At 47.5% G+C, this 25,802-nt stretch carries 21 protein-coding genes; 4 read left to right on the top strand and 17 right to left on the bottom strand.

Annotated elements, in window-relative coordinates:
• Positions 1-11: 11 nt before the first annotated feature.
• From MKY48_RS15145 to MKY48_RS15120, 6 genes are all read right to left on the bottom strand, one after another.
• Positions 12-899, bottom strand: a complete 888-nt coding sequence (locus MKY48_RS15145) for a carbohydrate ABC transporter permease (RefSeq protein ID WP_076323292.1) — start codon at positions 897-899, stop codon at positions 12-14.
• A gap of 20 nt (positions 900-919) precedes the next feature.
• Positions 920-1,810, bottom strand: coding sequence for an ABC transporter permease subunit (locus tag MKY48_RS15140; RefSeq protein WP_339273007.1), 891 nt, complete (start codon positions 1,808-1,810; stop codon positions 920-922).
• Between the two features lie 82 nt (positions 1,811-1,892).
• The gene (locus MKY48_RS15135) at positions 1,893-3,617 is read right to left on the bottom strand and encodes an extracellular solute-binding protein (RefSeq protein ID WP_339273005.1); all 1,725 of its coding nucleotides are present in this window, start codon (positions 3,615-3,617) and stop codon (positions 1,893-1,895) included.
• A 303-nt stretch (positions 3,618-3,920) separates the two neighbouring features.
• Positions 3,921-5,264 carry a response regulator gene (locus MKY48_RS15130; protein ID WP_339293318.1) on the bottom strand — a complete coding sequence of 448 codons (1,344 nt, stop codon included), beginning with the start codon at positions 5,262-5,264 and terminating at the stop codon, positions 3,921-3,923.
• The gene (locus MKY48_RS15125; protein ID WP_339273001.1) at positions 5,249-7,012 is read right to left on the bottom strand and encodes a histidine kinase; all 1,764 of its coding nucleotides are present in this window, start codon (positions 7,010-7,012) and stop codon (positions 5,249-5,251) included. The genes MKY48_RS15130 and MKY48_RS15125 overlap by 16 nt, the downstream gene beginning before the upstream one ends.
• Positions 7,013-7,200: 188 nt before the next feature.
• Positions 7,201-7,983 (bottom strand): phytanoyl-CoA dioxygenase family protein, encoded by a 783-nt coding sequence (locus MKY48_RS15120; RefSeq protein WP_339272999.1) that lies wholly within the window; start codon positions 7,981-7,983, stop codon positions 7,201-7,203.
• 123 nt (positions 7,984-8,106) lie between these two features.
• Between MKY48_RS15120 and MKY48_RS15115 the strand changes: the two genes are divergently transcribed.
• Positions 8,107-8,994: an AraC family transcriptional regulator gene (locus MKY48_RS15115; protein WP_339272997.1), complete on the top strand. Its 888-nt coding sequence runs from the start codon at positions 8,107-8,109 to the stop codon at positions 8,992-8,994.
• A gap of 108 nt (positions 8,995-9,102) precedes the next feature.
• Here MKY48_RS15115 and MKY48_RS15110 read toward each other — a convergent pair whose 3' ends face one another.
• A complete protein-coding gene (locus tag MKY48_RS15110; RefSeq protein WP_339272995.1) occupies positions 9,103-9,288 on the bottom strand; it encodes a hypothetical protein in 186 nt (61 codons plus the stop codon).
• Positions 9,289-9,453: 165 nt separating this feature from the next.
• Here MKY48_RS15110 and MKY48_RS15105 point away from each other — a divergent pair, with 165 nt between their 5' ends.
• From MKY48_RS15105 to MKY48_RS15095, 3 genes are all read left to right on the top strand, one after another.
• On the top strand, positions 9,454-10,104 hold the full coding sequence (locus tag MKY48_RS15105; protein WP_339272993.1) for a hypothetical protein: 651 nt from the start codon (positions 9,454-9,456) through the stop codon (positions 10,102-10,104).
• Positions 10,105-10,204: 100 nt separating this feature from the next.
• A complete protein-coding gene (locus MKY48_RS15100) occupies positions 10,205-10,690 on the top strand; it encodes a hypothetical protein (RefSeq protein WP_076323284.1) in 486 nt (161 codons plus the stop codon).
• Between the two features lie 329 nt (positions 10,691-11,019).
• Positions 11,020-12,480, top strand: a complete 1,461-nt coding sequence (locus tag MKY48_RS15095) for an alpha/beta fold hydrolase (RefSeq protein ID WP_339272990.1) — start codon at positions 11,020-11,022, stop codon at positions 12,478-12,480.
• 69 nt (positions 12,481-12,549) lie between these two features.
• On the opposite strand, the gene MKY48_RS15090 is transcribed toward MKY48_RS15095, so the two are convergent.
• From MKY48_RS15090 to MKY48_RS15045, 10 genes are all read right to left on the bottom strand, one after another.
• Entirely contained in the window at positions 12,550-13,554 is a 1,005-nt protein-coding gene (locus tag MKY48_RS15090; protein ID WP_339272988.1) for a MerR family transcriptional regulator, read from the bottom strand.
• Positions 13,555-13,675: 121 nt separating this feature from the next.
• On the bottom strand, positions 13,676-14,125 hold the full coding sequence (locus MKY48_RS15085; protein ID WP_339272986.1) for a DUF1569 domain-containing protein: 450 nt from the start codon (positions 14,123-14,125) through the stop codon (positions 13,676-13,678).
• Positions 14,126-14,408: 283 nt separating this feature from the next.
• Positions 14,409-14,870: a hypothetical protein gene (locus tag MKY48_RS15080; RefSeq protein ID WP_339293317.1), complete on the bottom strand. Its 462-nt coding sequence runs from the start codon at positions 14,868-14,870 to the stop codon at positions 14,409-14,411.
• Between the two features lie 227 nt (positions 14,871-15,097).
• Complete coding sequence (locus MKY48_RS15075; protein ID WP_339272982.1) at positions 15,098-15,742, bottom strand: RNA ligase family protein; 645 nt, start codon at positions 15,740-15,742, stop codon at positions 15,098-15,100.
• A gap of 14 nt (positions 15,743-15,756) precedes the next feature.
• Positions 15,757-16,716 (bottom strand): AAA family ATPase, encoded by a 960-nt coding sequence (locus MKY48_RS15070; RefSeq protein ID WP_339272980.1) that lies wholly within the window; start codon positions 16,714-16,716, stop codon positions 15,757-15,759.
• Positions 16,717-16,968: 252 nt separating this feature from the next.
• A complete protein-coding gene (locus MKY48_RS15065) occupies positions 16,969-18,099 on the bottom strand; it encodes a GntR family transcriptional regulator (protein ID WP_339272978.1) in 1,131 nt (376 codons plus the stop codon).
• A 119-nt stretch (positions 18,100-18,218) separates the two neighbouring features.
• Entirely contained in the window at positions 18,219-19,811 is a 1,593-nt protein-coding gene (locus tag MKY48_RS15060) for an ABC transporter substrate-binding protein (RefSeq protein WP_339293316.1), read from the bottom strand.
• A gap of 63 nt (positions 19,812-19,874) precedes the next feature.
• Positions 19,875-20,771 (bottom strand): carbohydrate ABC transporter permease, encoded by an 897-nt coding sequence (locus tag MKY48_RS15055; protein ID WP_339272975.1) that lies wholly within the window; start codon positions 20,769-20,771, stop codon positions 19,875-19,877.
• 38 nt (positions 20,772-20,809) lie between these two features.
• Positions 20,810-21,769 (bottom strand): ABC transporter permease subunit, encoded by a 960-nt coding sequence (locus MKY48_RS15050; RefSeq protein WP_339272973.1) that lies wholly within the window; start codon positions 21,767-21,769, stop codon positions 20,810-20,812.
• Positions 21,770-22,174: 405 nt separating this feature from the next.
• Positions 22,175-25,417: a hypothetical protein gene (locus MKY48_RS15045; RefSeq protein ID WP_339272971.1), complete on the bottom strand. Its 3,243-nt coding sequence runs from the start codon at positions 25,415-25,417 to the stop codon at positions 22,175-22,177.
• Positions 25,418-25,802: the final 385 nt, after the last annotated feature.

The following is a 25,802-nucleotide window of genomic DNA, read 5'->3' as shown; positions in this document are numbered from 1 at the left end:
TTTGTAAGCACTTATTCTTTGACGCTTCCGACCGTCATCCCTTTGACAAAGTACTTCTGCAGGAACGGATACACGACCATGATCGGCAGCGCGCCCATGAATATTTGGGCAGTCCGGAGCGTTTTCTCACTCAAATTCTCCATCGCCTTGATCTGCTCGATCGAGATCGAAGTCATTTGGGAGTTGATTGACATGATGAGTGTAGACAAATAGGTTTGCAGCGGATATTTATCCGGCGAATTCAAGTATAAAATGCCGTCGAACCAAGCATTCCAGTGTCCCACGATGGTAAACAGGCCGATCGTTGCAATGGACGGCAGGGAAACCGGCAGGTAGATACGCCATAATATTCGCCAGTGTCCGGCGCCGTCAATCGTTGCCGCCTCCTCCAGCTCCTTCGGAATCGTTCTGAAGAAGTTCAACATCAGGACCATGTTCCATACATTGAGTGCCCCAGGCAGAATCAGAGCCCATACGGAGTCAATCAAGCCGGTATTCTTCACGATCATGTAAGTGGGAATCAAGCCCCCGCCGAAAAACATCGTAATGGCAAAAAACCACACATACGGTGTTCGGAACTTAAATTGATGATTTGATTTTGATAAGGGATACGCGGTGATAAATACCAAAAACATATTCACTGCCGTCCCTAGCACGACCCGCGTTAACGAAACCCGGAACGATCGAAAAAACTCGACCTTTTCGCCCAAGTATCGGTAAGCATCCAAGTTAAAGCCGACCGGCCAGAGCCTCACTTCCCCCGCCATCGCTGCTGTATTCGAGCTTAACGAAATCGAGAGCAAATGAATGAACGGAATGATACCGAGCAAGGTGATTGCGGATAGAACCAGCGTATTCACGATTACAAACAGCCTTCTGCTGATCGTTGGTTTGTGCATTTTCCTACCTCCACTCCAGCCTAAAAGATCCGATAATTGTTATATTTATAAGCCGCATAGTACGTCACAGCCACGAGAGCCAGAGAGATGACGGATTTAAAGAAGCCGACCGCGGCGGCAGGTCCGAATTGCTGACTGAACATTCCGAGCCTATAGACGAAGGTATCGATAATATCCGCCCCCTCATAAACCGTCGGGTTGTACATAATCAGAATCTGTTCGAAACCGGCGTTGAGAATGCCGCCAAGACTTAATACACCCAGCAGGATGAGAATCGGTGCCATGCCCGGGAGCGTAATGTGAATCATCTGTTTCCATCTTCCCGCTCCGTCTACTTCTGCAGCTTCATACAGCGTTGCATGGATTCCTGTTATGGCTGCGAGCATAACAATCATGTTATAGCCCATGCCTTTCCATACGTCCGAACCGATGATAATCCCACGGAACCAGTGGTTATCCAGCATGAACATGATCGGTTCCATATCCAGTGAGCCCAGCAACCCGTTCACCGGACCATTCAAGGAAAACAATTCGATGATGACGCCGCCAAGCACCGTCCAGGACAGAAAGAATGGCAGGAAGATAGCGGATTGGATAAAACGCGAGAACCATCTTCGGGTGACTTCGTTGAGAAGCAGTGCCAGAATCAGAGGCACAAGTAAAAACAAAATCATTTTAAATACGGAAATGACAATGGTGTTCCACAGTACTTGCTTGAAATCAGGCAGTTCAAATACATACCGGAAATTATCAAAGCCAACGAAATCCGAGTGGAAGAACCCGGCCAGCGGCTCAAACTGTTGAAAAGCCATCACTAGGCCAGCCATAGGCCCATAAGCATAAATCAACGTGACGATAACTCCAGGTAGCAACATCAAATGCAGCAGATATTCTTTTTTTAGCGTTCTCACAGATGAACCTCCCCGTCCATTTAAAACGGGAGGAATCTGCCAACTTCCTAAAGGCACATCCTCCCGTTCCATCATTCAAAGATTATTTGGCACTCTGCTGGCCGTACCAATCGTTGACCTCTTGCGTAATCTGATCGCCGCCAAGCGACTTCCAGCTCTGAACGAATTTATCGAATTCATCCAGCGAAGCGCCCATGACGATCTTGGTGAAGGTTTCCTGCATCAGTTTATCGAGCTGGGATCCCTTCTCCACTTGCGTTGCCGTGGGAAGGCCGTAGAATTCATTGTTCACGTAAGCCTGACTCTCTTTGATTTGCCGCGTCGTTCCCCAGCCGCCGTCTTTTGCCGCCCGACTGAAATATTGGCCCCAATTCACGCCTTTCGAGGCATCTGCGGTATTACCTGCAAGGTAATCCTTCGTTGCTTTGAAGACGTCCGCCACATTTTTGTAGTTCTCGTCATCCAGCGTAATTTCCGATTGGTTCGCGTCAAGCGCTTTGTTAACTTCCGTATAGATCGTGTCAATTTGGGCCGGATTATAAATTCGTGGAACGAACCAATTGTATACATATCCTTTTTCCGCTTTATTCTGATCCATGTACTTCTTGTTGCCCACCTCGATGTAGAAGTTGATCATCTTAATGGCGGCTTCCGGATTCTTCATTTTTTTGTTCACGACCACGAGCTTGTTGCTGCGGATCTTAGGGACCATGGACTTGCCGGGTCCATCCAGTCCAGGAATCTGAAGGGCAATCCATTCTGCCTTAGGATCTTTATCGACATTGAGATTCAATGGCCAGTTCGGATACCACCATTCCCCGTAGGAAATGCCGACCTTGCCTGCGGTAATATCTTCAACGGACTTGTTCTCGTCCTTCAAGGCAAATTCTTTATCCAGAATCCCCTCCTTGTACCAGGACTGCAGCTTGCCTAGCGCGGTCTTTACTTCCGGTTGAATGAGTCCAGGTACAAGCTTGCCGCTGTCATCCTTAATCCAGGCCGACTGGTTGTCTCCGATGGACGGATATGCGCCAAATCCATTGAAGAAACCTCTAAGGTCAAATCCCCAGAAGAACAGATTCTTCTGCATCGCGATACCGTATGTGTCATTTTTACCGTTTTGGTCCGGATCCTGCTGCACGAAGGCCCTTGCAACCTGTTCCAGCTCATCCATGGTTTGCGGCGGCTGCAAATTCAGGTTGTCGAGCCAGTCTTTGCGGATCCAGAGCAGCTGGGTAGACAGGAAAGGATCCTCAAATCCGGGAATCGCGAGCAGTTTTCCTTCCGACGTAAACGTCTTCATCGCAAAGCCGCCGTCAGACTCCATGTATTTTTTCAGTGCCGGTGAAGCATAGTCGTTGTAAGCCTGGGTAAGATCGGCTAGCATCCCCTGTTTCTTCAACTTCTCGAAGTTCTTCTGGTCCAGTTCCATAATATCCGGCAGATCCGCCGAAGCCATGGCTAACGAAAACTTCTGTTCGAACTGGCTCGAAGGCACCGTCCATTTGTACTGAACCTCAATGTTCAGCATGTCTTTGAGATCTTTAAAGTAAGCATTCTGTTCAGGTGTAATCCCTTGAGGCGTCCGCGGGTCCTCCGGCGGATTGTAGCCGAGCACTTGCGTGACCGTCACCGTTTCAGGATATTTGCCGAGAGGTTCGGGTGGTGCGGTATTGGTTTTTGCATCCTCCGTAGAGGATTTGGCCGGCGTCCCTTCAGATTCTTTTACCTGATTCGAGCATGCAGCCATTACCGAAAGCGTCATCGTGCTAATCAACATCATCTTCGCTAGCTTGATCCATCTCATGATTGCGTCCCCCTTTATCTGGCGTAATCTTCATATCTGTGCTTCTTACGTCTTATTATAGATTCCGCCCGAAAGCGCTATCAATTTTAAGTTTTTTACATCGCTTTCACTTTTTTTACTTATTGTGCGTGTTCAAAAAGATCGATTTTCAGCACCGAGAAGGTTGGATGAAGCTAGGGAGTGAGGAGCGGAGCGTACGTTTTGGGTACGTGAGCACCGGAAAGCCCGGCTGAATTCAAGATTCGATGCCGAGCTGCTTCCTGATTCGCTTCGTGATCAAAAGCGGACTTTTTGAACTACCTATTATTGGGTATTTCGGTATTCCTGAGGGGAAACCCCCATCTTTTTCTTGAAAAATGTAGTGAAATACGAAGGAGATTCGAATCCGAGCCGGGTGGCAATCTCCTGCAATTTCATATTCGTATGCAACATCAGATGGAGCGCCCCCTCCAGCTTCTTCGCCTGGATATACTCCAGCAGGTTGTGTCCTGTCAGCTGCTTGTAGTAGCGCGAAAGATAGGAGGGGTTAAAATTGACCTCCTCCGCAATGGCGGTCAAGGAGACATCCCCGGATAAATGCTCCATGATATATTTATGGATCCGGTCGATCACGTCGAATTTCATGTCATCCTGCTTGAAGCGGTCATAATCTTGGTTCGTTTCCTCAAACTCTTTAGCCTTTTCGATGTTCACAATAACCATATTTTGACCAAGCGCAGCCCTGCTCTGCAGCATGGATCGTAAAATATCAAGCTGCTGCCCCGAGGTATACCACTTATCATGCAGATTGCCCGAGATCCCGAAAGAAACATAAACGCCGAGCAGTTCTTCGCATTCATTCTGAACCAGCTCCAGGATGCCTCTCATATAAGACATAACCCCATGCCAATGAAGCTCATTTTCCTGCGCATCACCACGAAAACGATCCCGAAGCTCCACGTCCGGCTGCAGCAGCCATACCTGTAAGGCATCGTCCAGAATAGCATGCTCACATGCAAATGAATTGGGCAAATCGTTGATAAACGTCATCTGAACAGCTTGCGCCACATCCTTTGTTTTCGTCTCCGACGCACCGTCGATCCTTCCCAAGATAAAGAATGCCGGCTGGTCTACATCGATGCTGAACTCCACTTCTTCATAACGGGACTCGGACAGCAGAGAACGGGCGGCTTCTCCATTCAATACCTTTCGTATCAGCTCCCGTTTCAGCAGAGGTTCGGCGAGTTGAAAATGCACCTTTGCCTTTTCCGCCTGGATTCTGCGACGGTTTTCCTCATCAAGTTTAGAAGAAGCCACTTGGACAGCTTGGAAAATCGGATCGATTCCTTCGGTCTTCAGGATGTAGTTATCCACGTTTTTGCGCAGTGCTTCATGCACATAATCAAATTCACTATAGCCGGTCAGGAAAATGATTCGGCAATGCGGCCAATAGTATGTAATTTCATCAATCAGCTGCAGCCCGTTCTTTTGGGGCATTCGTATATCGCTGACCAGGATGTCCAGCTTCATTCTCCTGGCAATCTCTAGCGCTTCTTTGGCGGAATAAGCTTTGCATACATCCAGTTCCAATTGCGTTTGCTCCTGAAAAAGCTGAACCAAGCCGTTAACGATGACAGGTTCGTCGTCCACGATCAACAGTCTGTACATGATGATGCCTCCTCTATCCCATCGATGATAATGATCAGATCCACCTTTAATCCGCCATAGGCGCTGCGTGAGATGAATAATCCGCTTCCAAGCCCATATTTAAGCTGAAGCCGGTTGTTCACGTTGATCAATCCTGTTTTTTCAATATGCTTCGAATCCATAGCCAGCCTGTCCTGCAAACACTGCAGCATCTCATTCGTTAGCAGCTTCCCGTTATCCTCCACCGTGACACGCAATTTGCCTTCCCGGTAATCGCTGCTGATATATAATTTCCCCTCCTCCATACCGTCTTCGAACGCGTGCTCAAACGCATTCTCCACGATAGGCTGTATGATGAGTCTCGGAACGGTTATGGACGGCGGGATGTCCGAAATTTCCTTATGCTCATATGCAATCCGGTTCGAGAAGCGGATACCTTGAATGTCGCAGTAATCCAGTGCATGCTTGTATTCCTTATAGAAAGGCACCTCGTCGGAGCCGCTTCTCGTGATGTATTGATAGTAGCTTCCCAGCTTTTGCGAGAGCTCCGCCGCGCTATCCGCGTCTCCAACCTTGCACATCATATAAATATTAAAAAAGCTGTTATATAGAAAATGCGGATTGATCTGAGACTGCAGCTGCTTCAGCTGCGAGTGCTGAAGTGCTATTTTTTGCTCATAGTTTTCCTCAATCGAATGTTTGAGCTTAAACGCCATCCTGTTGAACCCGTTAAATACGTAATGAAACTCATCTTTGCTTCTGGACTCGATCATGATATTCAAATTATCGGTTTCGATCATATGAAAGGCTTTAACAAGCTTTGACAGTGGCCTGTGGATCATCAGATTGACCGAGAACGAATAAAGCACCATGACGATCACCGCCAGAATAAACAACGTATAAAACCATGTAATGAATTGGCTTAAAGGCCGCGTGATTTCATTCTGGTTCACATACATGACCAAGGACAGATCCAGCGCGCTAACTTCATTCTCGATGATAAAATAGTCTACACCATTCAGCTCTCCCGTCCCCGGCACACTTTGCTCCGGGCTGGGATTGTCCAGAATATGGCTCAAAATCTCGGATGACTCATCTGCCCGCAGAGCTGTCGTTAATATGGTCCCCCCTTCTTTACTCCCGAGTAATACTTCGGATTCCGGATACAGCTTGGCGATTTCGCTTAAAGCCCCCAGCAGCTTGGATCGGGAAATTTCGATGTAGGACCAAATGCCGCCGTTGTTTTCGGTTTCAATCAGAAAAATGCGGTCGCCGCTTCTATAAAAAGAAGGCTTTGGCATAACCGTCATCATGGAGGAGATCAGTGCCATTTCCTTATTCGGCGTATTGGTCACGCCCGTTGTGGTCGAGATCGTTTTCCCAATATCCTTCACGTAAACCCCGGCGTTCACGATGTACTCGCTGGAAACCATGAGGGTTGCTAGCCGATCCCTGACCTGATCAATCAGCTCCACCTCGCCATAGTCCTCAAGCATACTGCCCCGAAAGCTCAGTTTCTGCAGATCCTTGTCATTCAGCAGCTGCAGCTGCAAATTCCGAATAAAATACATCTCCTTATCGAGCTGCTTGGAATAGAAGGAGGCGCCAGCCGTAGCAGAGTTCAAGAGGGACTCCTTCGTAACGGACATCCCCTTATAATTCAACCAAATATTCATCGAGATGAGAGGAAGTAGTAATAGAATAAAAACAATGACAATTTTCTGGTACACAAACCATTTCGATGCTTTGCCCGGAGCTTGAAGTTTCATGCTTTCCCCCCATTTGGTATCAACCAATCTATTATCATCTAGTATAGGGGGGCCAGCCGACATTACAACGAATTATTTTTACATTGTTAGGTGTGAACATGACAAGGCACAAGTTCCAGGCATAGAAAAAAGCCCCGCTGAGGGGCTTAGTCAGGCTTATAATTCAGCATAGGGATCCGACTGCGTGATCATTTCGAACGGATAATTTCATATTTTGGTTTCACGTTGTTGAAATCCGGATTCGTTCCGCTTACCATTAAGCCCATTCCCCAATCGAAATGAACATCCGCGGTAGGCACATCCGCAGCGTCACGATATTGGAACAGGATGTTTCTCCGCGTACGGTCGCTCCGGTTCACGTCCGAGCCATGAATGGTCAGGTAATTAAAGAAAAGCACATCGCCCGCCTTGGCCGGGCACGGGGTTCCCGAGGATAAGGGATACTCCATGTGGTTCAAATAATAAGCGCCGATATGCGGCAAAACGCCCTGTTTATGGGATCCTGGCACAACGCATAGGCAGCCGTTCTCCATATCGGCATCGTCCAGATGAACGCTGGCGGCTAACATGGTGTGATCGCGATGAGGGAAATATGGATAATCTTGATGCATGGGAAACGCGGCCCCGTTAGCAGGAGGCTTCACCAGCATTTTCGAGTGATGCAGTTGCACGTTCGGACCGATGATTCCGTTCAACACTTCTGTCATTCGGGAATGGATTGCGGCTCTCATGAACGCGGCATCATGGTAGTGCACATCGTGAAAGCCTTTCAGAACCAGCTTCTTAAGCTGCTCAGGCGGCAGGAAGTCGCCTTGCCAGGCATGGTTTTGATCCAATTTGGTTCGTGCCGCCCTTTGGATGATCCCATCAACCGCCGCTCTCATATCCTCTACTTCCTGTTGATTATAAACGCCTCGAACCAGCAGGTACCCATTGTCTTTGTAAAATTGCATTTCCTTCTCGTCCATCATCACCTTGCACCCTCTCGATATGTTATGGTTTATCTGAGTTCATTATAGTAAGGGCAAGCGAAATCGTATTTGCACGAAGATGACGACGTTTTGCAATATCACGCCAAAGGAGCTGCTAATGCCTTGTATCAATGGAGCAAAAGCGAGGAACGTCTTAATCGTTATGCTGGACGACTTGAAGGTGAAAGCCTCTCATTCCTCGTCTATTACTGGGGGAGTGTCCGGCATTTGACGGCCAATTCCTTACACCGCCATTCATTCTATGAGATTTGTTATGTGGACGGTGGAACCGGTGTATATATGGACGGAGATCAGACTTATCCCTTATATGAGGGGGTCGCCTTCTGTACGCGCCCAGGTCGGTTACATCAGATCAAAGACGTAGACAGTCTGAATCTGTTATTCGTCGCGTTTGAAGCGATGGAGAGACCGTTTGCCCAAGAAGTAACAGTGAAATACGAAGAGGCTCTTCATCGATGTGCCGTTTGGACCGAGCATGCGGGCGATTCGCCTGCCATCCAAATATGGAAATCCATGCTGATGCGCTCAGAACCCGTGGCATCGGTGCCTGCATCGCTCTTGCCCAAGCTAGCACATGCACTCCTCCAGTCCTTACCTGTCCTGCTCGGGGCTTCCGGCAGCTTCGAAAGCACGCCTCTCTTTTCATCCGCGTTACAACTCATTCAAAAGGCAAAATTGTACATAAGAGACAACCTCAGCAGGTCTGTGTCACTACCCGAACTGGCGGCTTACCTGAATATGTCCGAGCGGCACTTATCCCGATTGTTTGCGGAAAGCATTCATGAATCCTTTTCCTCCATGGTTCGCACCGAACGCATCCGGGCGGCCGAGTTAATGCTCCAGCATACCCGTGATCCCATCAAGGTGATTGCAGAGCGAACCGGGTTCTCATCCGTTCATTACTTCACAAGGCTGTTCACCAAGTTCAAAGGTATTCCCCCTGCCGCTTATCGAGCGAAATGGGCCTTAGAGGCGGATCATCAGGAATGATCTCTCAGACCAATGTTACCGCTCATAGATATTTCCTACGGGAACCGTTATGCCAAGCCAATCCATCACCGCTTTGAAGTTCGGGTGTACCTTGTATTGTCAAATCGTTCATCCGGACGCCGAAAATATTGGATTAGCGTCCCTCATCGGGGTACCATCCGCAAACTGGTGTTTATAGTAAGGCGTAATCCAATCATCAGCGTCATGAACGCCCAGTATTTTAACAAACAGACGATTCCAATATCGCTCTATGGCCTCATAGGCTTCATCGCTTTCCGAATAGTTCCAATTCATAACACACCATCCTAAGCATCCGTTATATCATCTTCAGTCGTTTCATAGATTCTCTCCATAAGGGATACTCTACCATATCTCATTCCTGAGTTTGAATTCCCCATGCTTAACCACGGTGACTTGGCATGTTATAATTCGGTTAATATGCTGGAAGGGATGAAATAAATGCTGGAACTGGAAGAGGCTTTAACTAGATTCATAGAACAACAGGATTTATATAATCGAGATTTCGGGCTCTTCACCGATCATGAAATACGACAGCGGTCCGAAGTTCAACTGCCGACTGTAGATGAGCGCATAACACTGTCTCCTGAGCTTAGTTATCTATACAGCCATTATGAGATGGTTGACGCTAAGGCCGAAGGAACCCATAAAATGAAGAACGCGGCGGTTGAGATCGGAGAATCGGCTGTCATCTACTTTGTGTCTCCTGAGCATCTGGTCCGGCAGCAAATGGGCTATCGCTGGATTAGCGACGAGGGTGAAACCGTAGAATCGAGCATTTGGCCAGCTCATCACGTCGTGATTGCCAATGTGAATGATGATCCCCTGATCGTTGACGTCCAAGCCAGTGGTTCACCCGTATACGCCGCATTTGAAGGTGGCGAGCCTAAACTGGTCGCGAATTCGCTTGCGGATTGCTTTCACGCGCTGTCCATTCTTATTGAAGGAGCTCTGCTTTTCCAGGGTGAAACCAGCGACGAAGAAACTTATGAGACAAAACCGGATTTTCTCGCCCATGTGATGCCATCACTGACTGATCTTTTGGGAAGCGAGCAAATGGATGCCCTGCTGGAATATTTATCGCTTCAGTAAAGATGTCTGGACGGCCAATTAGACCGTAACGATACAAGGCATGAAACCGGTAGGTGCAAGGGTTCAATGTGCTTAAGGAAAAATAGATAAGGAGATTCGCATGACAGGGACTTTAACTTTAATCCGTTATAACGGAACCGAAAAACACGCTTTGGTCGAATCCAAAGCCTATGCCACCCGAACCCAAGTCAATGAACGGCCGCAAATCATGCTCTGGTTTGAGACGGAGACGGATCCCGAGCCGCTCCAGTGTTTACCGGATTCGGATGAATTACTGAACAATCCGGACGCGGAGCTTACGATTTATCTAGATACGTTAAAACTAGATGAGTTTGCACCGCTGCAATTTGCGATAGCCCATGGTTATAACGAGAACTCCAGAAGCCTGGATGCAAGACTGTATTATTTTGAGCACCAGGAGGTAAATGATAACCGGGGACGCATTGAGTATAGAGGAAATGGCGTATTTTACGTATATTGGACCGGATCAACGATGGACGTCGACTATTATGACGGCAGTAAACCGGATACCCGGTTGGAGCTGGAAGGCGAATTTACGATGGAGAAATACGAGGATTGGTTATAACGAAAAATACATAATCTGCAGCAACACCTTCCACCCCCGTAGAGCCAACCACTTCGTTGTGTGCTGGCTCTACGGTTTTTTAACGCATCATAACTGCATATCTCATTTCTCTTTCAGTATCAGCGGTTAGCTAAAACCGAAAACACGACCCCCCCCACTGCTTTCTAGTTCAATCATATCAAAGTATTAACAAAACCTACCTCCTTCTTACTCCTTAAATGCACCGTATACATACGCTCATTTTTTTGTTGTTGAATGTACCCTTAGGGGAGGTTTTATACTTACATTGTAAAAACAGCAAGAACAGAAATTGAGGAGGTTTCATTGTTATGAGAACTTTGGAAATGTGGTTTGTCATCTTTAATCTGATTATGCTAGGTTGGTTGATCTTTGCTCGGAACAAGCCGCAGCGACATCTGATCTTTGGTTTCGGTATATCTGCCGTACTCCTGCTAGCGCACATTCTTATCGAAGGAATGCGTTGGCAAATGATCCCCGCCTATGCAATGACGTTTATCCCGATCATGGTGTTGGCCTTAAGGTACATTCCCAAATCAAAGAAAGTCAAAAAGAAGGCCTTCCCATTTAAAACCACGTTGATTGCTGCACTGGCCGTGCTGTATTCTACTATTGCGGTGACACTGCCTCTCCTGCTTCCAGTATTTAAATTTGAAAAGCCGACGGGGCCCTATAAAATAGGAACGGTGACTTATGATTGGAAAGATGAGCTGCGTGAGGAAACAAATACGCCGACACCTGACGATAAACGTGAGTTAATGGTACAAATCTGGTATCCGGCCAATCCTTCGGCGAAAGGCAAACAAGCGCCATATGTCGCACACCCCGATATTTTCGAAGATGGATACAGCCAAGCGCTCCATATGCCTAAGCAGTTGTTTAAAAACCTTGGACTGATTAAAACGCATGCGATCAAAGGTGCAGAACTATCGAATAAGGAAACTACCTACCCGGTTCTCCTATTCTCGCATGGATTCAATGGAGTTAAGAACCAAAACACCTTCCAGATTGAAGAGTTGGCCAGTCATGGATATATCGTAATCGGCATTGATCACACGTACTATAGCACCACTTCCGTATTCCCTGATGGTCGTGTTGTAAATTTTTCTCCTCTGGAGGATAGCGGGTACGAATACTTAGATCAATTAAATAAGGTCTGGGTGGAAGATACGATGTTTGTAATCGATCAGGTTGAGAAGATCGCGGTGAATGATCCGGATCATCGGTTTACAGGCCGTATGGATACGGACAACATGGGCATGTTTGGTCACTCCTATGGTGGGGCGACTGCCGTTCAAACCCTGTTGAAGGATCCCAGACTGAAAGCTGCCATCAACATGGACGGTGGATTATTCGGAGAACAACGGCTTCCGGAGGATGGAGTGAAGAGACCGTTCCTGATGATGAGCGCTGACGACACACTAGCAGGAACAGCCAATATGAGCGATGAGAATATCGCTTCCCAAGGAACAACAAGAGAGGAACTGGACAAGTTCTTTGATGAAGTGTTATCACGATACAATTCCGTGGCATCGGGTGAGAACTATTGGATGAAGATAAAAAATATGAAGCACATGGGCTTCTCTGATACGTACTTGCTTTCACCTGTGCTAGCATGGATGGAAGGTGTTGATGTGCGAAATGCACATCGCCTGATAAACGAATTCAGTCTAGATTTCTTTAACCATTATTTAAAGCAGCAGCCGTTTAAATTAATGGAACAAAATATTGGAGAGCATTCTTCGTTTTCACTGCAGAAAGGCGCAGACTGAATTCCAAGGATGCATTTAACTTCTTAGCCGGGGCGTTATCGCCCCGGTTATTTTTTCAGTAATGCGTGGTCACATATGTCCGAGCCTCCATTCGATGCCTTGAAGCAGTAAGTTGTTCCCTTTTGAGAACAAGCGGTATTCCGGGCTTAATATTGCGCACAATGTATTGAACCGTTTAATACGTTCAGTTCTAGGGCTTTTCGCATATTCCGCAAAGTAACGGAAAACATCCTCTTGGTTCATCGACTGTTCGGCGTTTGCATACAGCATGGCCGCATTCTCGACGATGGATTGCACGAAAGGACTACCAGCTGGAAGGTTGCGCTCCAAGGCTGTATTCAGCCGGTTTTGGATATCCTCAATCTTCTTGGGCCATACGGAGGCACCCCATCTTGGCTGGTTGACCATGTTGAAAAAAAGAAATTCATCTTGGACCAGGTCCGGAATAAACTGGGGATCGTTAATTAACGCCTGTAATTCATCCCAGACAAACGCTTGTTTAGCCGTTATTTTGACTTGATTAACAATACATTTATTAAAGAAATAGAGAAATGATCTTCTCCATTCCTGAGGGACTCCATCCAGAAATTTGGAATCCTCCAATTTATCCATCATAAATTGATTCCGCTTCTCACTATTGGTTGTCCGTGTCTTGACCAAGTCTTGAATATAATCTAACGAATCCTCGTCGTGTGTCTTCGCTTGACGCAAAATCGAGATCATACTCGTCAGAGTGCTAACTTGCGCCTCCAAGGACTCAATCTGCCAATCCAAGGCTGAAGCAATTTCGATTTCGCCAGCTATGAGCCTGCGTATATCATCAATTTCGAAATCTAGAAAGCGCAGCGTTGTAATGAGTTGTAAACGCCAAATATCATCCTTCGCATACAGCCGGTGCCCTCCCTCGGTGTAATTTGAGGGCTTAAGCAACCCGATCTTGTCATAGTAACGGACCGTTTTTACAGTAGACCCCAACAATGCAGCAACTTGTCCGATCGAATAAGTTTCGTCTTTATGTGTTACGGAATTACGGTTCCCATCTCTCTGTAAGCTGATCTCTTTGTATGAATACACTCCACTCACCTCAATTAGATAGTATATACCATCTTAAGTCGCATGCCTTCATATAAAGCTGTAGGATATGAATAGAACCGTAAGGAATTAAAGATACCGCGAGTCTGCGGTTTCTTGAGACTTAAGCGCTAAACTGTTTTAGATGATGGTCCAGATGCTTGTATAACCCTTTTCCCCATTGCTCCGGGGTCAGTTTACCGAAGAATGAATGGGGTTTCGTGGTACATCTCTCAGGTCCGTTCTTTTGGAACGCTATGATTTTTTCTTTCAATCGTGCTCTTTCCGTTTCAAATTCTCTTGCATCCACAATCATAATATCCGGAATGGTAGACATATTGCGGGGTAACGGTTTGTCATTATAAAAAATGGGCTTCGCGAAATTCCCTACCAACCTACCTAACCAGCCTCTTGGCGGGTTTGTGATGCCCATGGCTATGTCTTGGAACGCGGAGCAGTGAGACAGCATTTGGGCAACATCCATTTTTCCCCATAACGGCTGTGCTCGAGAGCTTAATGTGTCGATTCGGTTTAATATTCGGGTCATATCCAAATGATTGTACATATTATTCATGATTGTCTCTCCCCATAATGAAATTCATGGTCTAAACACCTGATTACATTATAGCTGATCCATCTTCGTGACATTTCTTCTTGATTGCTTTCTTGTTTTAATATTTTAGACGCCTGGTTTCGCGTATATATTTCCACTCCTCCTTTAGGTGTAATAAACTTAAATATTCATTCTGCTCACTTGAATAGAGCTGGATAATACTTGGGGCACACACAGCGGCGGTTATCCTGCGGGGGATCGATAATCCTAACATCCACTACTCGCTCTACTTCCACAAATTCCTCTACATCCATCTCATAAAAAATCTCTTTGATATCTTCACATGATGTTCTTGTGCCCATGTTTCCAGCTGCCTGATGGCTTCAGTCTGCTCCTCAGCGAACGTAAAACATAGCTTTAAGGGGACTAATTTACGCCCTTTTGGCTTGATCCCGATTACCCGCTTCTTGTCATCGTTGATCAATAAACACGCTACAGCTTCAGCATTTATTTCTGTACCGTTTATAACAATTCCGTCTTGATCCATTTCCATCAAGCCCGGTTTCATCACATACGTTCTATATACGATGATGACGAATACGGCGGAGCAAAGAACCAACCATACAATCCATACATAATAAAAGATGTCCTTTTCTTCATGGCCTCTTATTATGTTGCCAAGAAGAATAGCGATTAAAATCAACATCGAAATCATCAATCTGCCCCCTGACAGAGCAGAAACTTGAAACATCCTTTTCTTATTCATCTTATATCTCCTATCTTCAAGATGGTTCTGTTTTTCATCCTTATGTATAGGTCCATTATACTTGAACTAACAAAATATGGTAATCAGTATGTACAAAAATCAATAAAAAAAGCCCCGATTTCAGCGGCAGCTCGTGTCTAAGTATTCACATCATCTCATATAAATAGCAACTTAGAATTACATGATCAACACCTCGTTTTCTAAAAATCATCGGTAATTATTCATTCTTACTGTTTATTCCCAGAAGCCAAGCGATTCGGTTCGATCGGTTTGCTTAGCCAATGCTCATCGGTTTGTACGTGATTCTTGCGCACAAACTTGGCAACGCTGCGCTTAAAATCGCCATAAGCGAATGAGGAAGCCAGCCGAACCACATAACCTTCCTGCTCCCCTCCGCAGTTTGACCGCTTCGTATAACAAGCTTTGGCAGCAGCCTCGTCCCAGATTCCCCGGTACAAGACAGGAACCGTTAGAAGTCCCAGACGTTCCGCCCAAGCCTCCGTCTCGTCCCATGACAGGCAAACATTATACTCATTCCACACCGAAAACAGCATGTAATAGGCAGGCAGCGCCGAATACGAAAGTGAATGCTTGGCGTATACGTTTTCCCCGCAGAGACGATATCCTTCCGGAATCAAAAACTGGATGCCACCATGCAGCGTCTTCACATAATGACGCGAAGGATGATCCTTGCTGTCCAGAGATCTGGCATGGATGTAATTGGGGTACATCGTGGTGTTCTCCCCGTCCATTTTCTCGGTAATGACAACTTCCTGCCCCGTAAAATGATCAGTACTCCGTAAAATCTTATCGTCATCCGTATAACCTCTGGACCAGGGCAAATGCATCGTTTTGGGATATTTCATTTTCATCGTTGTTCACCTCTTTATTTGCCGAAAGTGTCGGCTTCTGCGAAGAAATATAGCTCGGCCAGCATATCTTCGCCTAACAAATGATAGATCTTGGATGCCCCGGCATCCCCTCCATGCAAAATTTCCATATGAAAGCTTACAAGTTGAACGACGTGCTGAATAAATGCATCATCATATCCGAGGTCCTTCAATGTATGGCAGGTTATGCTTGCCGATACATGCTCATGCCCATAATAGGAATAATAACCTCTTGCTTGCTTCCATACTTTGCAAAACGGCTTACCCGCGTCATGGAGCAGCGCTGCTAATTGCATAGCAAGCAAATACTCGCCTTCATAGAAAGCATTGATATATTCCAGCACGGCAAACGTGTGCTCCGACAACGTTTTGGAATGAAACGGATTCTCCTGATCATATCCCAGCATCACGTTGAAATAGGGGGATTGGGATAAATATCCAAATAACTCATCATGACCCGGTTTGCGTGTTAGCAGCGCTTCCAGTTCTTCTCTTGTAAGCTGAGTTTCGCCCTGCTCATGAACGAGATGCAGTTCACTGAATCCTTCTCCCCTTACAGGGAATTCAAGATTTTTGGCAAATTTCGTCATGACCTTCTCATCAAGCCGGCGTTTTCGTCCCTTGACTCGTTCCAGAGCCACTTCGTATGGGGTTGTGCAGATATGGCACTCCACTGATCTATCGCCAAATCGCTTCAGGAACTTCTGTCTCCGCTCCCGGCTGACATTGGTGGCATCAAAAACGACATTTCGTCCGAACGCAAGCGCCTGTTCGATCTCGGCGAAAGCTTCGTCAAATACCAGATACGTATTTTTCTGTTTGGATTCGCTGCCGAACAATCTTTCACGGATCGAGTCCGTCGCAACGATGACGGCCCGCTGGCTTTTGCATAGTTGTTTGGCATGATAGCTTTTTCCGCTGCCGGGTATCCCGACCAGCATATGAATTGTACACATGTAATTCACCTCCCTTCAGGTCTTGGTTCGCTTGGTGTCATGTTTACGTGTCCGGAGGGATAAACGACTCAACCTTCTAATGGACATCGCTTATCGAAAACCTTCCTCTAAACAATGTACCATCCTTGCGGAGTGTTTGAGTAAGTAGAGAATTTTTATACTCAACTTTTACATGTCTATAAAAAGGCTGATTGCCGCAGGTAAGAAGTCCTGCATGGCAATCAGCCTTCATATGATGCTTTCATATCATATCTACTCTGTGACTTTCCCTTTCGGAGCAGGTGCGGTCGTATCACGCTCTACTAACTTGACGGGGATCAGTGTCCGGTCCGGTGTCTGTTTCCCTCTCTCCAACCAGTTTACAACATGTTCTGCTGCTTGGCGTCCAATCTCGTAAAAATTCTGCTCAACGGTGGTCAGCGGGATCATGACATGCTCTGTGACAGGGTTATTATCAAAGCCTATGATCGAAATATCCTCCGGAATGCGGATCCCTCGTTCCAAACAGCGGTTCAGCAAGTTGGCCGCGATCAGATCATTCTCCGTCTGAACAGCCGTTACCTCTTCTGCACGGTAAGAGTCCAGCAGTTCATTATAAAATCGCTCAAAGCCAACCTTCTCTCGATAATCCTTCATATTCAGCCTGATATAACGGCTATCGACGGGAAGCCCATGGTCCTTCAGCGCTTGGCAGTATCCGAAATAACGGTTTCGCACCGAAGAGGTCGATTCAATGCTGACCGCTGTTAGAAACGCAATCTTTCGATGACCGAGCTCAATCAATCTTGATACGGCTTGATAGGACCCATTGAAATTGTCGGAAACCACCGCCCCTAGCGGCAGACTGTCAAAATATTTGTCGATGGTTACGATCGGATAATCTTCAAGGCATAGTCGATGCAGAATGTCGTAGTTCGTCTGATCGTTCCGCGGATACAATATGATGGCCGCGATGCCCTTTCGGGTCAGCATTTCCAGCAAATCCCGTTCTTTCTGGGAATCATAATCACTTTGGTGAATGCTCAAATAGTAGCCGTTCGCGTTGAGCCAGTCCGAAGCTCCGCGAATATATCCCATCGTACCGCGGTCGTCTTCGGAAGGCAGGATAAGCGATATCATTTTTTCCGTTCCAACCGACCGCTGCTCCTGTCCACGTTGCCGGGGTTTGACAAAGCTGCCGCTTCCCTTGATGCGGTAGATAAACCCGTCCCGCTCCAGCTCCTCGAGTGCTCTTCTTGTTGTAATACGGCTCACGCCGAAGGTGGAGCTCAGCTCGGCCTCCGTGGGAAGCTGGGCTTCAGGAGGGTAGTGGCCCGAAGAGATTTGCGATTTCAGCTCGTCCATAATCACGCGGTACAGCGGAGGTTTATTGTCTTTGGTCAACTTGGTTCTCATCCCATCTTTATCTATTTTCCAGTGTTAATCTTGTCGTACTAAAATTATAGCGTTTGCATCATTGGCATGTAAACCGCTCCTTTCATCCGTTCTTTGCACCATTTCGATTACTTTACATTTGAATAACGTTCATACTGCGCTTTTTTAATTTCCAGATAGCGCTGGGCGCCCATTTTGTCCAGGGTCTTTACGTAGTTATCCCAGTCGGTGTCCAGGTTCGCTTTCCCCGTAACGAATTTCACCCGCATCTCCTCGATATACTTATTAATGTCGGTCAAGATCGCGCTGGTTTGATTGGCTTCGTCATCCGTTGGAACAAAATCCGGCCAAAGCTCTTTGGGCGCAAGCTCATCAAGCTCTGCAGGATCCGCTTTGATTTCGTCAGCCACCGTCGTCCCGCGCGCCGCCATCCGCAAATCGTCGTCAGGCTCAACATATGGATAATAAGCACCATACACGTTATCGACATACTGGAAAGCGCCCAGCTGTACACCGCCCTTGTAGTTTAAAATCTCGTCCTTGTATTTCGGTTTGCCGTCGACCAAGTCGTAGGTTTCTCCCTCAAGTCCAAAGGTGGCAAAGTTAATCCCTTCCTCCCCATAGAAGTAATCGATCCACTTGATGGTTTCAACCGGGTATTTGTTTTTGTTAGTGATCACGAAACCGAAGATTCCTTTAGCCGGCGGCCCCAACACCCCTGCGACCTTGTCCCCGTTCGGCCCTTCCAGGGCATGAATGCCCACATAGTTTTCAGCTGCATCCTTCCCGATATATCCCGGACCTTCCCATACAAACGAACCAATCAGATTGTTGGAACCGTCCGTAGACCACTTCGCATAATCGTAGCCTGTCGTGAAATTTTGCTGGGCCAGCGACCCGTCCTTATACAGATCGCTCATGTAGCGGAGCAGTTCTCTGTACTTCGGATCATTAAACGTCGTCTTGACCTGTCCGTCCGCGTCTTTATATAGATATTGACCGAATGCCTTGGCACCGCCTTCTCCCATACCGAAGCTGCCAGCCAGGAAGCTCTCCAGGAAGGTCCAATAGGAAGACTCGAGCACCCAGCCCAGACGCGAGCTGTCCTTCTCCCGCACCTTTTTCAGCGCCTGGCGAAACTCCTCGGTCGTCTTCGGAACCTCAAGTCCCGCTTCATCGAGCCAACCCTTGTGGATATATAAACGAACGGAATTAAACGCTTTCGAGAAATCAACGTAAGGCAGGGCATAAATATGTCCTTCCGACATCGTGATTGCTCCCCTGATGTCGGGATTGTCCTTCAGCAGCTTGTTCAAATTCGGCGCATGCTGTTCAATCAGGTCCTCGAGCGGAACAAACAAGCCCTGTTTGCCGTATTTCATCAGCTCGTCGGTGCCGAAAGCAATGCGATAGAATGCATCTGGCAGGTCGTTGGAGCCGAGCATGACATTTTTCCTTTCGGTCACGGCGGAGCCCGCCAACTCTTCAAATTCGACTTGAATGCCGGACATTTCTTCGTATTTTTGCCACATCCATAATTGATCGGCCGGAGGATGCACATCGGTATACCCGCGCTTGACGATCCTTAACTTGATACTGCCGGGATCTCCGTCCGTTCCGGCTGGTTCCGGCTCCGCCTTTCCCCCCGAACCGCTGCAGGCGGAAAGCGTAAGCGAGAATGTCATCGTTAAGGCAAGCAGAAGATTCAATCCTTTTCTCATATCCATATCCCCTCTTTCCATGATTATGAGTTCCAAGCGGTAATGTCCGCTCCCATATCGGCTTTACCCTTTGATAGCTCCCACCATGATGCCTTTCTCAAAGAAACGCGACAGCAGCGGATACAACAAGAGCAGCGGCAGTGCGGATAATACAACGATCGCATATTTCAGGCCTTCCTTGACCATCATCTGATCTGCATATTCGGCACCGACCGATATTCCGGCCATTTCCTTGAAGTCGTTCTGAACCAGTATTTCCCTTAATATCAGCTGCAGCGGAAATTTATGCCGATCCGTCAAATAAATCATAGCGTCAAAATAAGAGTTCCAGTGGCCGACCCCGTAAAACAGGATCATGACGGCAATGATCGGCATGGACAAAGGCAGGACAATTCGGTACAGCATATGAAAATCATTGCAGCCATCAACGTAGGCGCTCTCTTCGAGCTCCACCGGAATCCGGGTCTGGAAGTAGGTTCGCATAATAATCATGTTGTAGGCGCTGATCGCACCAGGCAGTACCAAGGCCCACATCGTATTCAGCAAACCAAGCTCCTTGTTTACCAAATAAAGAGGGATCAGCCCACCGCCGAAAAACATTGTAAAAGCAAACAGCAGCGTAAACAGTCCCTTGCCGTAAAAGCGCTTTCTGGAGAGCGGATAAGCGCCAAATACCGTCATCATAATATTGATCGCCGTCCCGATGAATGCGTACAGGAGCGTATTGGCATACCCTCTCCAGATCTCGCTGTTCTCGAACACTTTGGCATAACTGTCCAGGTTGAAGCCAGCCGGGAACAGCAGCAGTGGCTTGTCCCATATTTGGCGCGGATCGGAAAATGAAGCAAACAAGACAAAGAGAAGCGGGTACAAAATGGCGATGATCACGAGGACGGACAGCACTAAAAGGATGATATCGGCCAGCTTTTCTCCAGGCGTTCGTTTGATGTTCAGCAGCACTTCTTACGTTCCCTCCTTAATCCTGCATGGACGAGCCTTTACCATAAGCTGGTCTCTCCCGCCTTGCGTGCAACCGCATTGACGATGATCAGGATGATAAAGTTGATCACATTGTTGAACAAGCCCACGGCCGCGGAAAAGCTGTACTGGGTGTTAAGCAGCCCGCTCTTGTACATGTAAGTGGAGATCACCTCGGATGTTTCCAGGTTCATCGGGTTTTGCATCAACAGTATTTTCTCAAAGCCGACACTCATGATGCCGCCAGCGCTCAGAATGGACAGGATCACGATGGTTGGAACGATACCGGGAATCGTAATATGCCAAATTCGTCGAAATTTGCTGGCCCCGTCCATATAAGCCGCCTCGTACAGGTCAGGCGAGATGCCCGAGATGGCAGCGCTATAGATAAGTGAAGACCAGCCAACTCCTTGCCATACGCCCGACCAGACGTACAGGTGCCAGAATTTCGATGGCTCTGCCAGATAATCGACCGGTTCTCTCCCCAGGGAAACAAGGATGGAGTTGAAAACGCCATTCGTTGGCGAGATGAAGAAGAACAAAATACCGACCGCGACCACAACCGAAATGAAGTGCGGGGCGTAGGAGATGCTTTGGGCGAATGAGCGGAATTTACGATTTCGAATCTCGTTGAACAAAAGCGCAAGCAAGATTGGAGCGGGAATGCCAACCAGCAGTCCGTATAAACTGATCCCGATGGTATTCTTCAGAATCGTCCAAAAATAATAAGCGTCAAAAAGCCGCTCGAAGTGCTCAAATCCGACCCATGGACTGTTCCAAATGCCAAGGCCAGGCATAAAATCTTTGAACGCGATCTGAACGCCGTACATCGGCCAATAATGCCAGATCAAAAAATAAAGCACCGCCGGCGAGATAATGATGTACAGCCCGATATTTCGCTTAAGCTGCCTTTTAATATGCGTCCATTTGTTGGACTTTGGAGCGGGCTTTGGGGATGCCGAGTTTAATCGGGCGTCCATGCTTTGTCATGACCTCCTTCTTCTCGATCAAATTGCGTAAGCAAATATTAGCTACGTTAGGCGACTAATATCTGCTTGCTTTGGCAACGCACCACCTCCTTCTCAACTACTTGTATTAACATTTTTGATGTATTCATTTATTTGTTATAACACATTTTAGTTAGGTTTTATTTTCCAGTCAATATGACATCGAATAATTGCTACTTTAGATGTATAAACCGTACATTTGTTATGACAAATTTCGACGGTACATCATTTCTTTATGAAATAGTCCATTCCACTCGCGATGAGGATCTTGTCTTTGCGAAAAACAAAAACAGCCGCGAGATTCACGCGGCTGTTTCTAAAATATAGATGACGATATAAAAGCAAAGTATTGTGTTTTTGACTAACGCTTTCGCCTGCTTACAGGTAACCTGCCAGTTTGACAAGCAATTCTGCTTGTTCACCCGTCAATATTTTGCCGGATTGTGCGCTGACTTCATTGGAAAAGGCGTTCAGCATGCCTGCCTTTGCAGAGATGTCTCCCTTGTTATCGGCCTCTTTGGCATTGAGGAGTTTAGTTGATAGAGATTGTGCGAGTCCCGGATGACTTGCGGCAAAATGCTCTGCAAGCACGGACAGGCTATCATAAGTCACGGACACCTCGAAACTAAAGACCGCTTCCGTTTTATTTCCCGCCAGATCGATTGCCGTTACGGAAATATCATGGGATCCCGGCTCGAAGAAATAGGCAGGACGTTCAATCAGTGGACGAAGGCATGGATTCTCAGCTAACCCGGACAAGCTATCGTCGGTGCTGCACGAAACGTATACGGAGTCGGTTACCGTGTACGTACGCTCACCGGTGAATTCAACGACCGGAGCTGTCTTGTCGATTTGCACCTTCAGTGTCCCGGGAACCTCAAGTACGCCTGAGAAGTTGGTAGCGGAATAGGTGACGGTCGTTACGCCCTCCTTCGTGATTTCAAGCTGAGCCGTATTCCCTCTTACTGTGGTCTTTTCTATCGGCTGTGCCCCTTCCGCGGAGTATTCGATAGAATAGGCACGGTCCGCAGAGATAGACAACGACACATCGGAATTCACCCAGCCGTTCTCGTTGGGAGAAGGCGATTGACTTACCGTTGAGACTGGTGGCGCACTGTCTTTTACCGTAACAAAGAAATCGTCATAATATGCGGTTGCCACATTGTATCTGGAGGTTACCGCAATCAGTTTAGCGTATGCAGCATTGGCTGGAGCTTTGCCTCTGAGCGTCACTTTCTGCCACTGGGCCAATCGCGATTCATCCAAATGGGTTTCCAAGGTGGAGATGGTCGCGTTATTGCTATCAAAGAATCGGAACATAAAGCCCGGCTGGCCGGATTCAATATAAAGATTCATGCCCGCCGTATATTCCTCTCCCGGGACAACGGGAATCGGATCACTCTGAACGGCAACGGATGCCGTTCTCAGCGTGTCCGTAATCTTCAGGCTGTGCGTTCCTGTGAAACTGCGTTCTGTGCTGAGATCATAGCGGTAACCGTTACCGGGAGCGAATAACGGACTCCATCCCTTTAATTCCTCTTCGAAGCCCGGATTGTTAACAGGTACTGCCGTATGCGGCGGTTCTTCAACAACCTCTCCGTCAACTTCCATCCGATACAGGATCGTATTGGTCTGCATATCCGTGAAATACAGGTTCCCATCCGCATGTAAATCAAATCTGGAGGTGTCGGCCAATGTCCGATGCTCCAGCGTTTCTGGGTCAATGACCGTCAATTTGTTGTTAAACAGCACATAGAGCAGCCCATCCTCCGACCAGCGCAGCGGGTGATGCGCCCATTGGCTGAAGTTTAAGCTTGGATACACTTTTTTGCTTTTCACGACTTCATAGGTATCAGGATCAATTGCGAAAATGTATTCATAGGATGCCCCCCAGATCAAACCGTCCGGACCGGCGGAAAGATCACCGATGAATACCGGTTTATCCAATCCCGGAACCCTGAGCGGGAACTCGGTGATTTTTTGCTGTTTTTCCTCATCCCATACAAAAATCTTCGCTTCCGCCTCGGTCGGCTCGGAGCCCAGTCCGCCCCGTATCGTCGTGGAGCCGAATACCTTGCCGTCATGAACCGTCGTGCTAAGCACGCTCTGATTCTGGACGACGTTGCGATAAACGTTTATTTCCCCGGTAGCGGTATCATAAACGGTCAGTGAGCCGCCCAAAGTACCGTAACCCGATATAGTCGAAATGTACAATTTGCCTTTAGAACTGGAGATATCCACCAGCCTCTCCTGATCGTTGCCCAGCACGGCCAATCTCTTCGGATTGTTCATTCCAGGCTCCGTCGATAGATCGAACTCGTAGAGTCCGCCCTCCGGATACACGCCCATATAGACCTTATTTCCTACGGCATGAACGCTATCGGCCTGACCGATGCTGAACGGCGTCGCCGTTTTATCCGTAAGATCAACGAGTGAAGAACGGGCCTGTGAGCCGGTGGTGATCAACTCCGTATCGGATACGCTCTTCAACCGGTTGACAACGCCGGGCAGACCCGGAATGACCGGCGGCATCAGGTGTACCTGTTTGGTTTCGATGTTCATGATCGTAACACCGCCGTCATATCGAACGGTAACCAGATTTTTTCCCGGGTATTCCGGATTGTTCGGAAATTCCACCCAATCTACTCCCCGAAATCCGCTGTTGTACTCCATGCCGGTCAACTCGACCTCATGCGTGGCAAGATCAAACGTTTTCAGCTTCTTGTCGGACATATAATACAGTTTTCCGTCAAGCGAGTCCGTTGCGTGCAGTCCCGTTACGTTCTCCAGCACGACATCCAGCCAGCTTTCCGTCTGCGTATCGTAGATAAACGCCTCTCCAGGAATGCCGCTTCCGTCCGTATATCTGGCAAACAAATAACGGTTATCAATCGTGCTCAAGTCATACACGGTGTCTTCTTTAACCGGCAAGGAAGCCGCGATATTCGTTTTCTCACCTGTCGTTAAATTCACGCGTACGATCTGCTTATGTGCGGTACCGGCATATATATTGCCGCCCTGGTAAGCAATGGAGCGCACATATTCCTGATCAAGCAAGCCGATGACGCGGCCATAATCTTTTGTCTGCTTTGTAACCGGGTCGTACTGGTACACTTTGCCGCCGGGATAGGTTCCGACATACACACGGCCCTGTTCATCTGTGGTGATGCTGTTCGGGACCGACTGTCCGTCGAACTGTGCCACCTGCACAGGGACATGAGTAACCGGAGAGTAACTCCACAGCCTTGCTCCGCCGCCGTCAGCCGCAAGGAACAATGTTCCGTCCGGTGCCGTGGTGTGTGCCCACGAGCTTTCGGAAGGTCCGATCGGAATGCTTCGCAGCAGTTTATAATCCTCCAGATCAATGACGTTAAGATGTCCCGGCTTCCCTTTACTGGTCGCGTAAAGCACGTTGCGGCCTTCTTCCTTGCCGGTGGTACCGTTGAACACGGCCACCGTATAGTTGTTAGGGACTAGAATTTCTTCCGGTGTCCCATACGTTTTCTGATCCAGCCTGCTCTCCCCGGAAGCAGCTGCGACACCACCGCCTCCCGAGCATGCCAATATAAAACAAATTGCAAGCATCAAGACTTGGTACTTGCCACCCTTTCTAATTCTCATAAATAACCTCCTTAGATTCAATCGTTGTTTCCCGAAGGATCGTTCCACATGCAGGCAGATCGCATCGCATGCGAGCGTTTAGTCACTGTCTTTGTATACGAACCTCCTTTACCGATGGATTGATAAGCCCCTTGTAAGTAGAATATATAACATGGATGGGGGCCGTCTGGCCCGTATATTAGGCAAATACCAAGATGGTGTCAATCGATATTTATCACGCTTCATTACATTTGTCCTGCTATAGGCCAAAGTGGATTTTGCAAAAGAAGTAGAATAATCACAAAGTCTTCATCGTATTTTCAAGCTTTAAAACCAATAGGAAAATAACAAAACGCAGCGGGTTAACGACAAAAAAACCGCAATTTAAGCGGCCCGGCGTAAATAA

It is taken from the genome of Paenibacillus sp. FSL W8-0187, from assembly GCF_037969755.1.
Taxonomy (GTDB): domain Bacteria; phylum Bacillota; class Bacilli; order Paenibacillales; family Paenibacillaceae; genus Paenibacillus_AQ.
The sequence above is the reverse complement of the archived record's forward strand: the minus strand, read 5'-3'. Positions and strand labels throughout refer to the sequence as shown.

Coding starts and splice junctions, on each gene's coding strand:
- MKY48_RS15085 (WP_339272986.1), bottom strand. CDS start 14,125: ATGAATAATATGTACAATCATTTGGATATGACCCGAATATTAAACCGA.
- MKY48_RS15110 (WP_339272995.1), bottom strand. CDS start 9,288: ATGAATTGGAACTATTCGGAAAGCGATGAAGCCTATGAGGCCATAGAG.
- MKY48_RS15060 (WP_339293316.1), bottom strand. CDS start 19,811: ATGAGAAAAGGATTGAATCTTCTGCTTGCCTTAACGATGACATTCTCG.
- MKY48_RS15050 (WP_339272973.1), bottom strand. CDS start 21,769: ATGGACGCCCGATTAAACTCGGCATCCCCAAAGCCCGCTCCAAAGTCC.
- MKY48_RS15095 (WP_339272990.1), top strand. CDS start 11,020: ATGAGAACTTTGGAAATGTGGTTTGTCATCTTTAATCTGATTATGCTA.
- MKY48_RS15105 (WP_339272993.1), top strand. CDS start 9,454: ATGCTGGAACTGGAAGAGGCTTTAACTAGATTCATAGAACAACAGGAT.
- MKY48_RS15070 (WP_339272980.1), bottom strand. CDS start 16,716: ATGTGTACAATTCATATGCTGGTCGGGATACCCGGCAGCGGAAAAAGC.
- MKY48_RS15045 (WP_339272971.1), bottom strand. CDS start 25,417: ATGAGAATTAGAAAGGGTGGCAAGTACCAAGTCTTGATGCTTGCAATT.
- MKY48_RS15135 (WP_339273005.1), bottom strand. CDS start 3,617: ATGAGATGGATCAAGCTAGCGAAGATGATGTTGATTAGCACGATGACG.
- MKY48_RS15080 (WP_339293317.1), bottom strand. CDS start 14,870: ATGAATAAGAAAAGGATGTTTCAAGTTTCTGCTCTGTCAGGGGGCAGA.
- MKY48_RS15130 (WP_339293318.1), bottom strand. CDS start 5,264: ATGTACAGACTGTTGATCGTGGACGACGAACCTGTCATCGTTAACGGC.
- MKY48_RS15125 (WP_339273001.1), bottom strand. CDS start 7,012: ATGAAACTTCAAGCTCCGGGCAAAGCATCGAAATGGTTTGTGTACCAG.
- MKY48_RS15075 (WP_339272982.1), bottom strand. CDS start 15,742: ATGAAAATGAAATATCCCAAAACGATGCATTTGCCCTGGTCCAGAGGT.
- MKY48_RS15100 (WP_076323284.1), top strand. CDS start 10,205: ATGACAGGGACTTTAACTTTAATCCGTTATAACGGAACCGAAAAACAC.
- MKY48_RS15120 (WP_339272999.1), bottom strand. CDS start 7,983: ATGATGGACGAGAAGGAAATGCAATTTTACAAAGACAATGGGTACCTG.
- MKY48_RS15145 (WP_076323292.1), bottom strand. CDS start 899: ATGCACAAACCAACGATCAGCAGAAGGCTGTTTGTAATCGTGAATACG.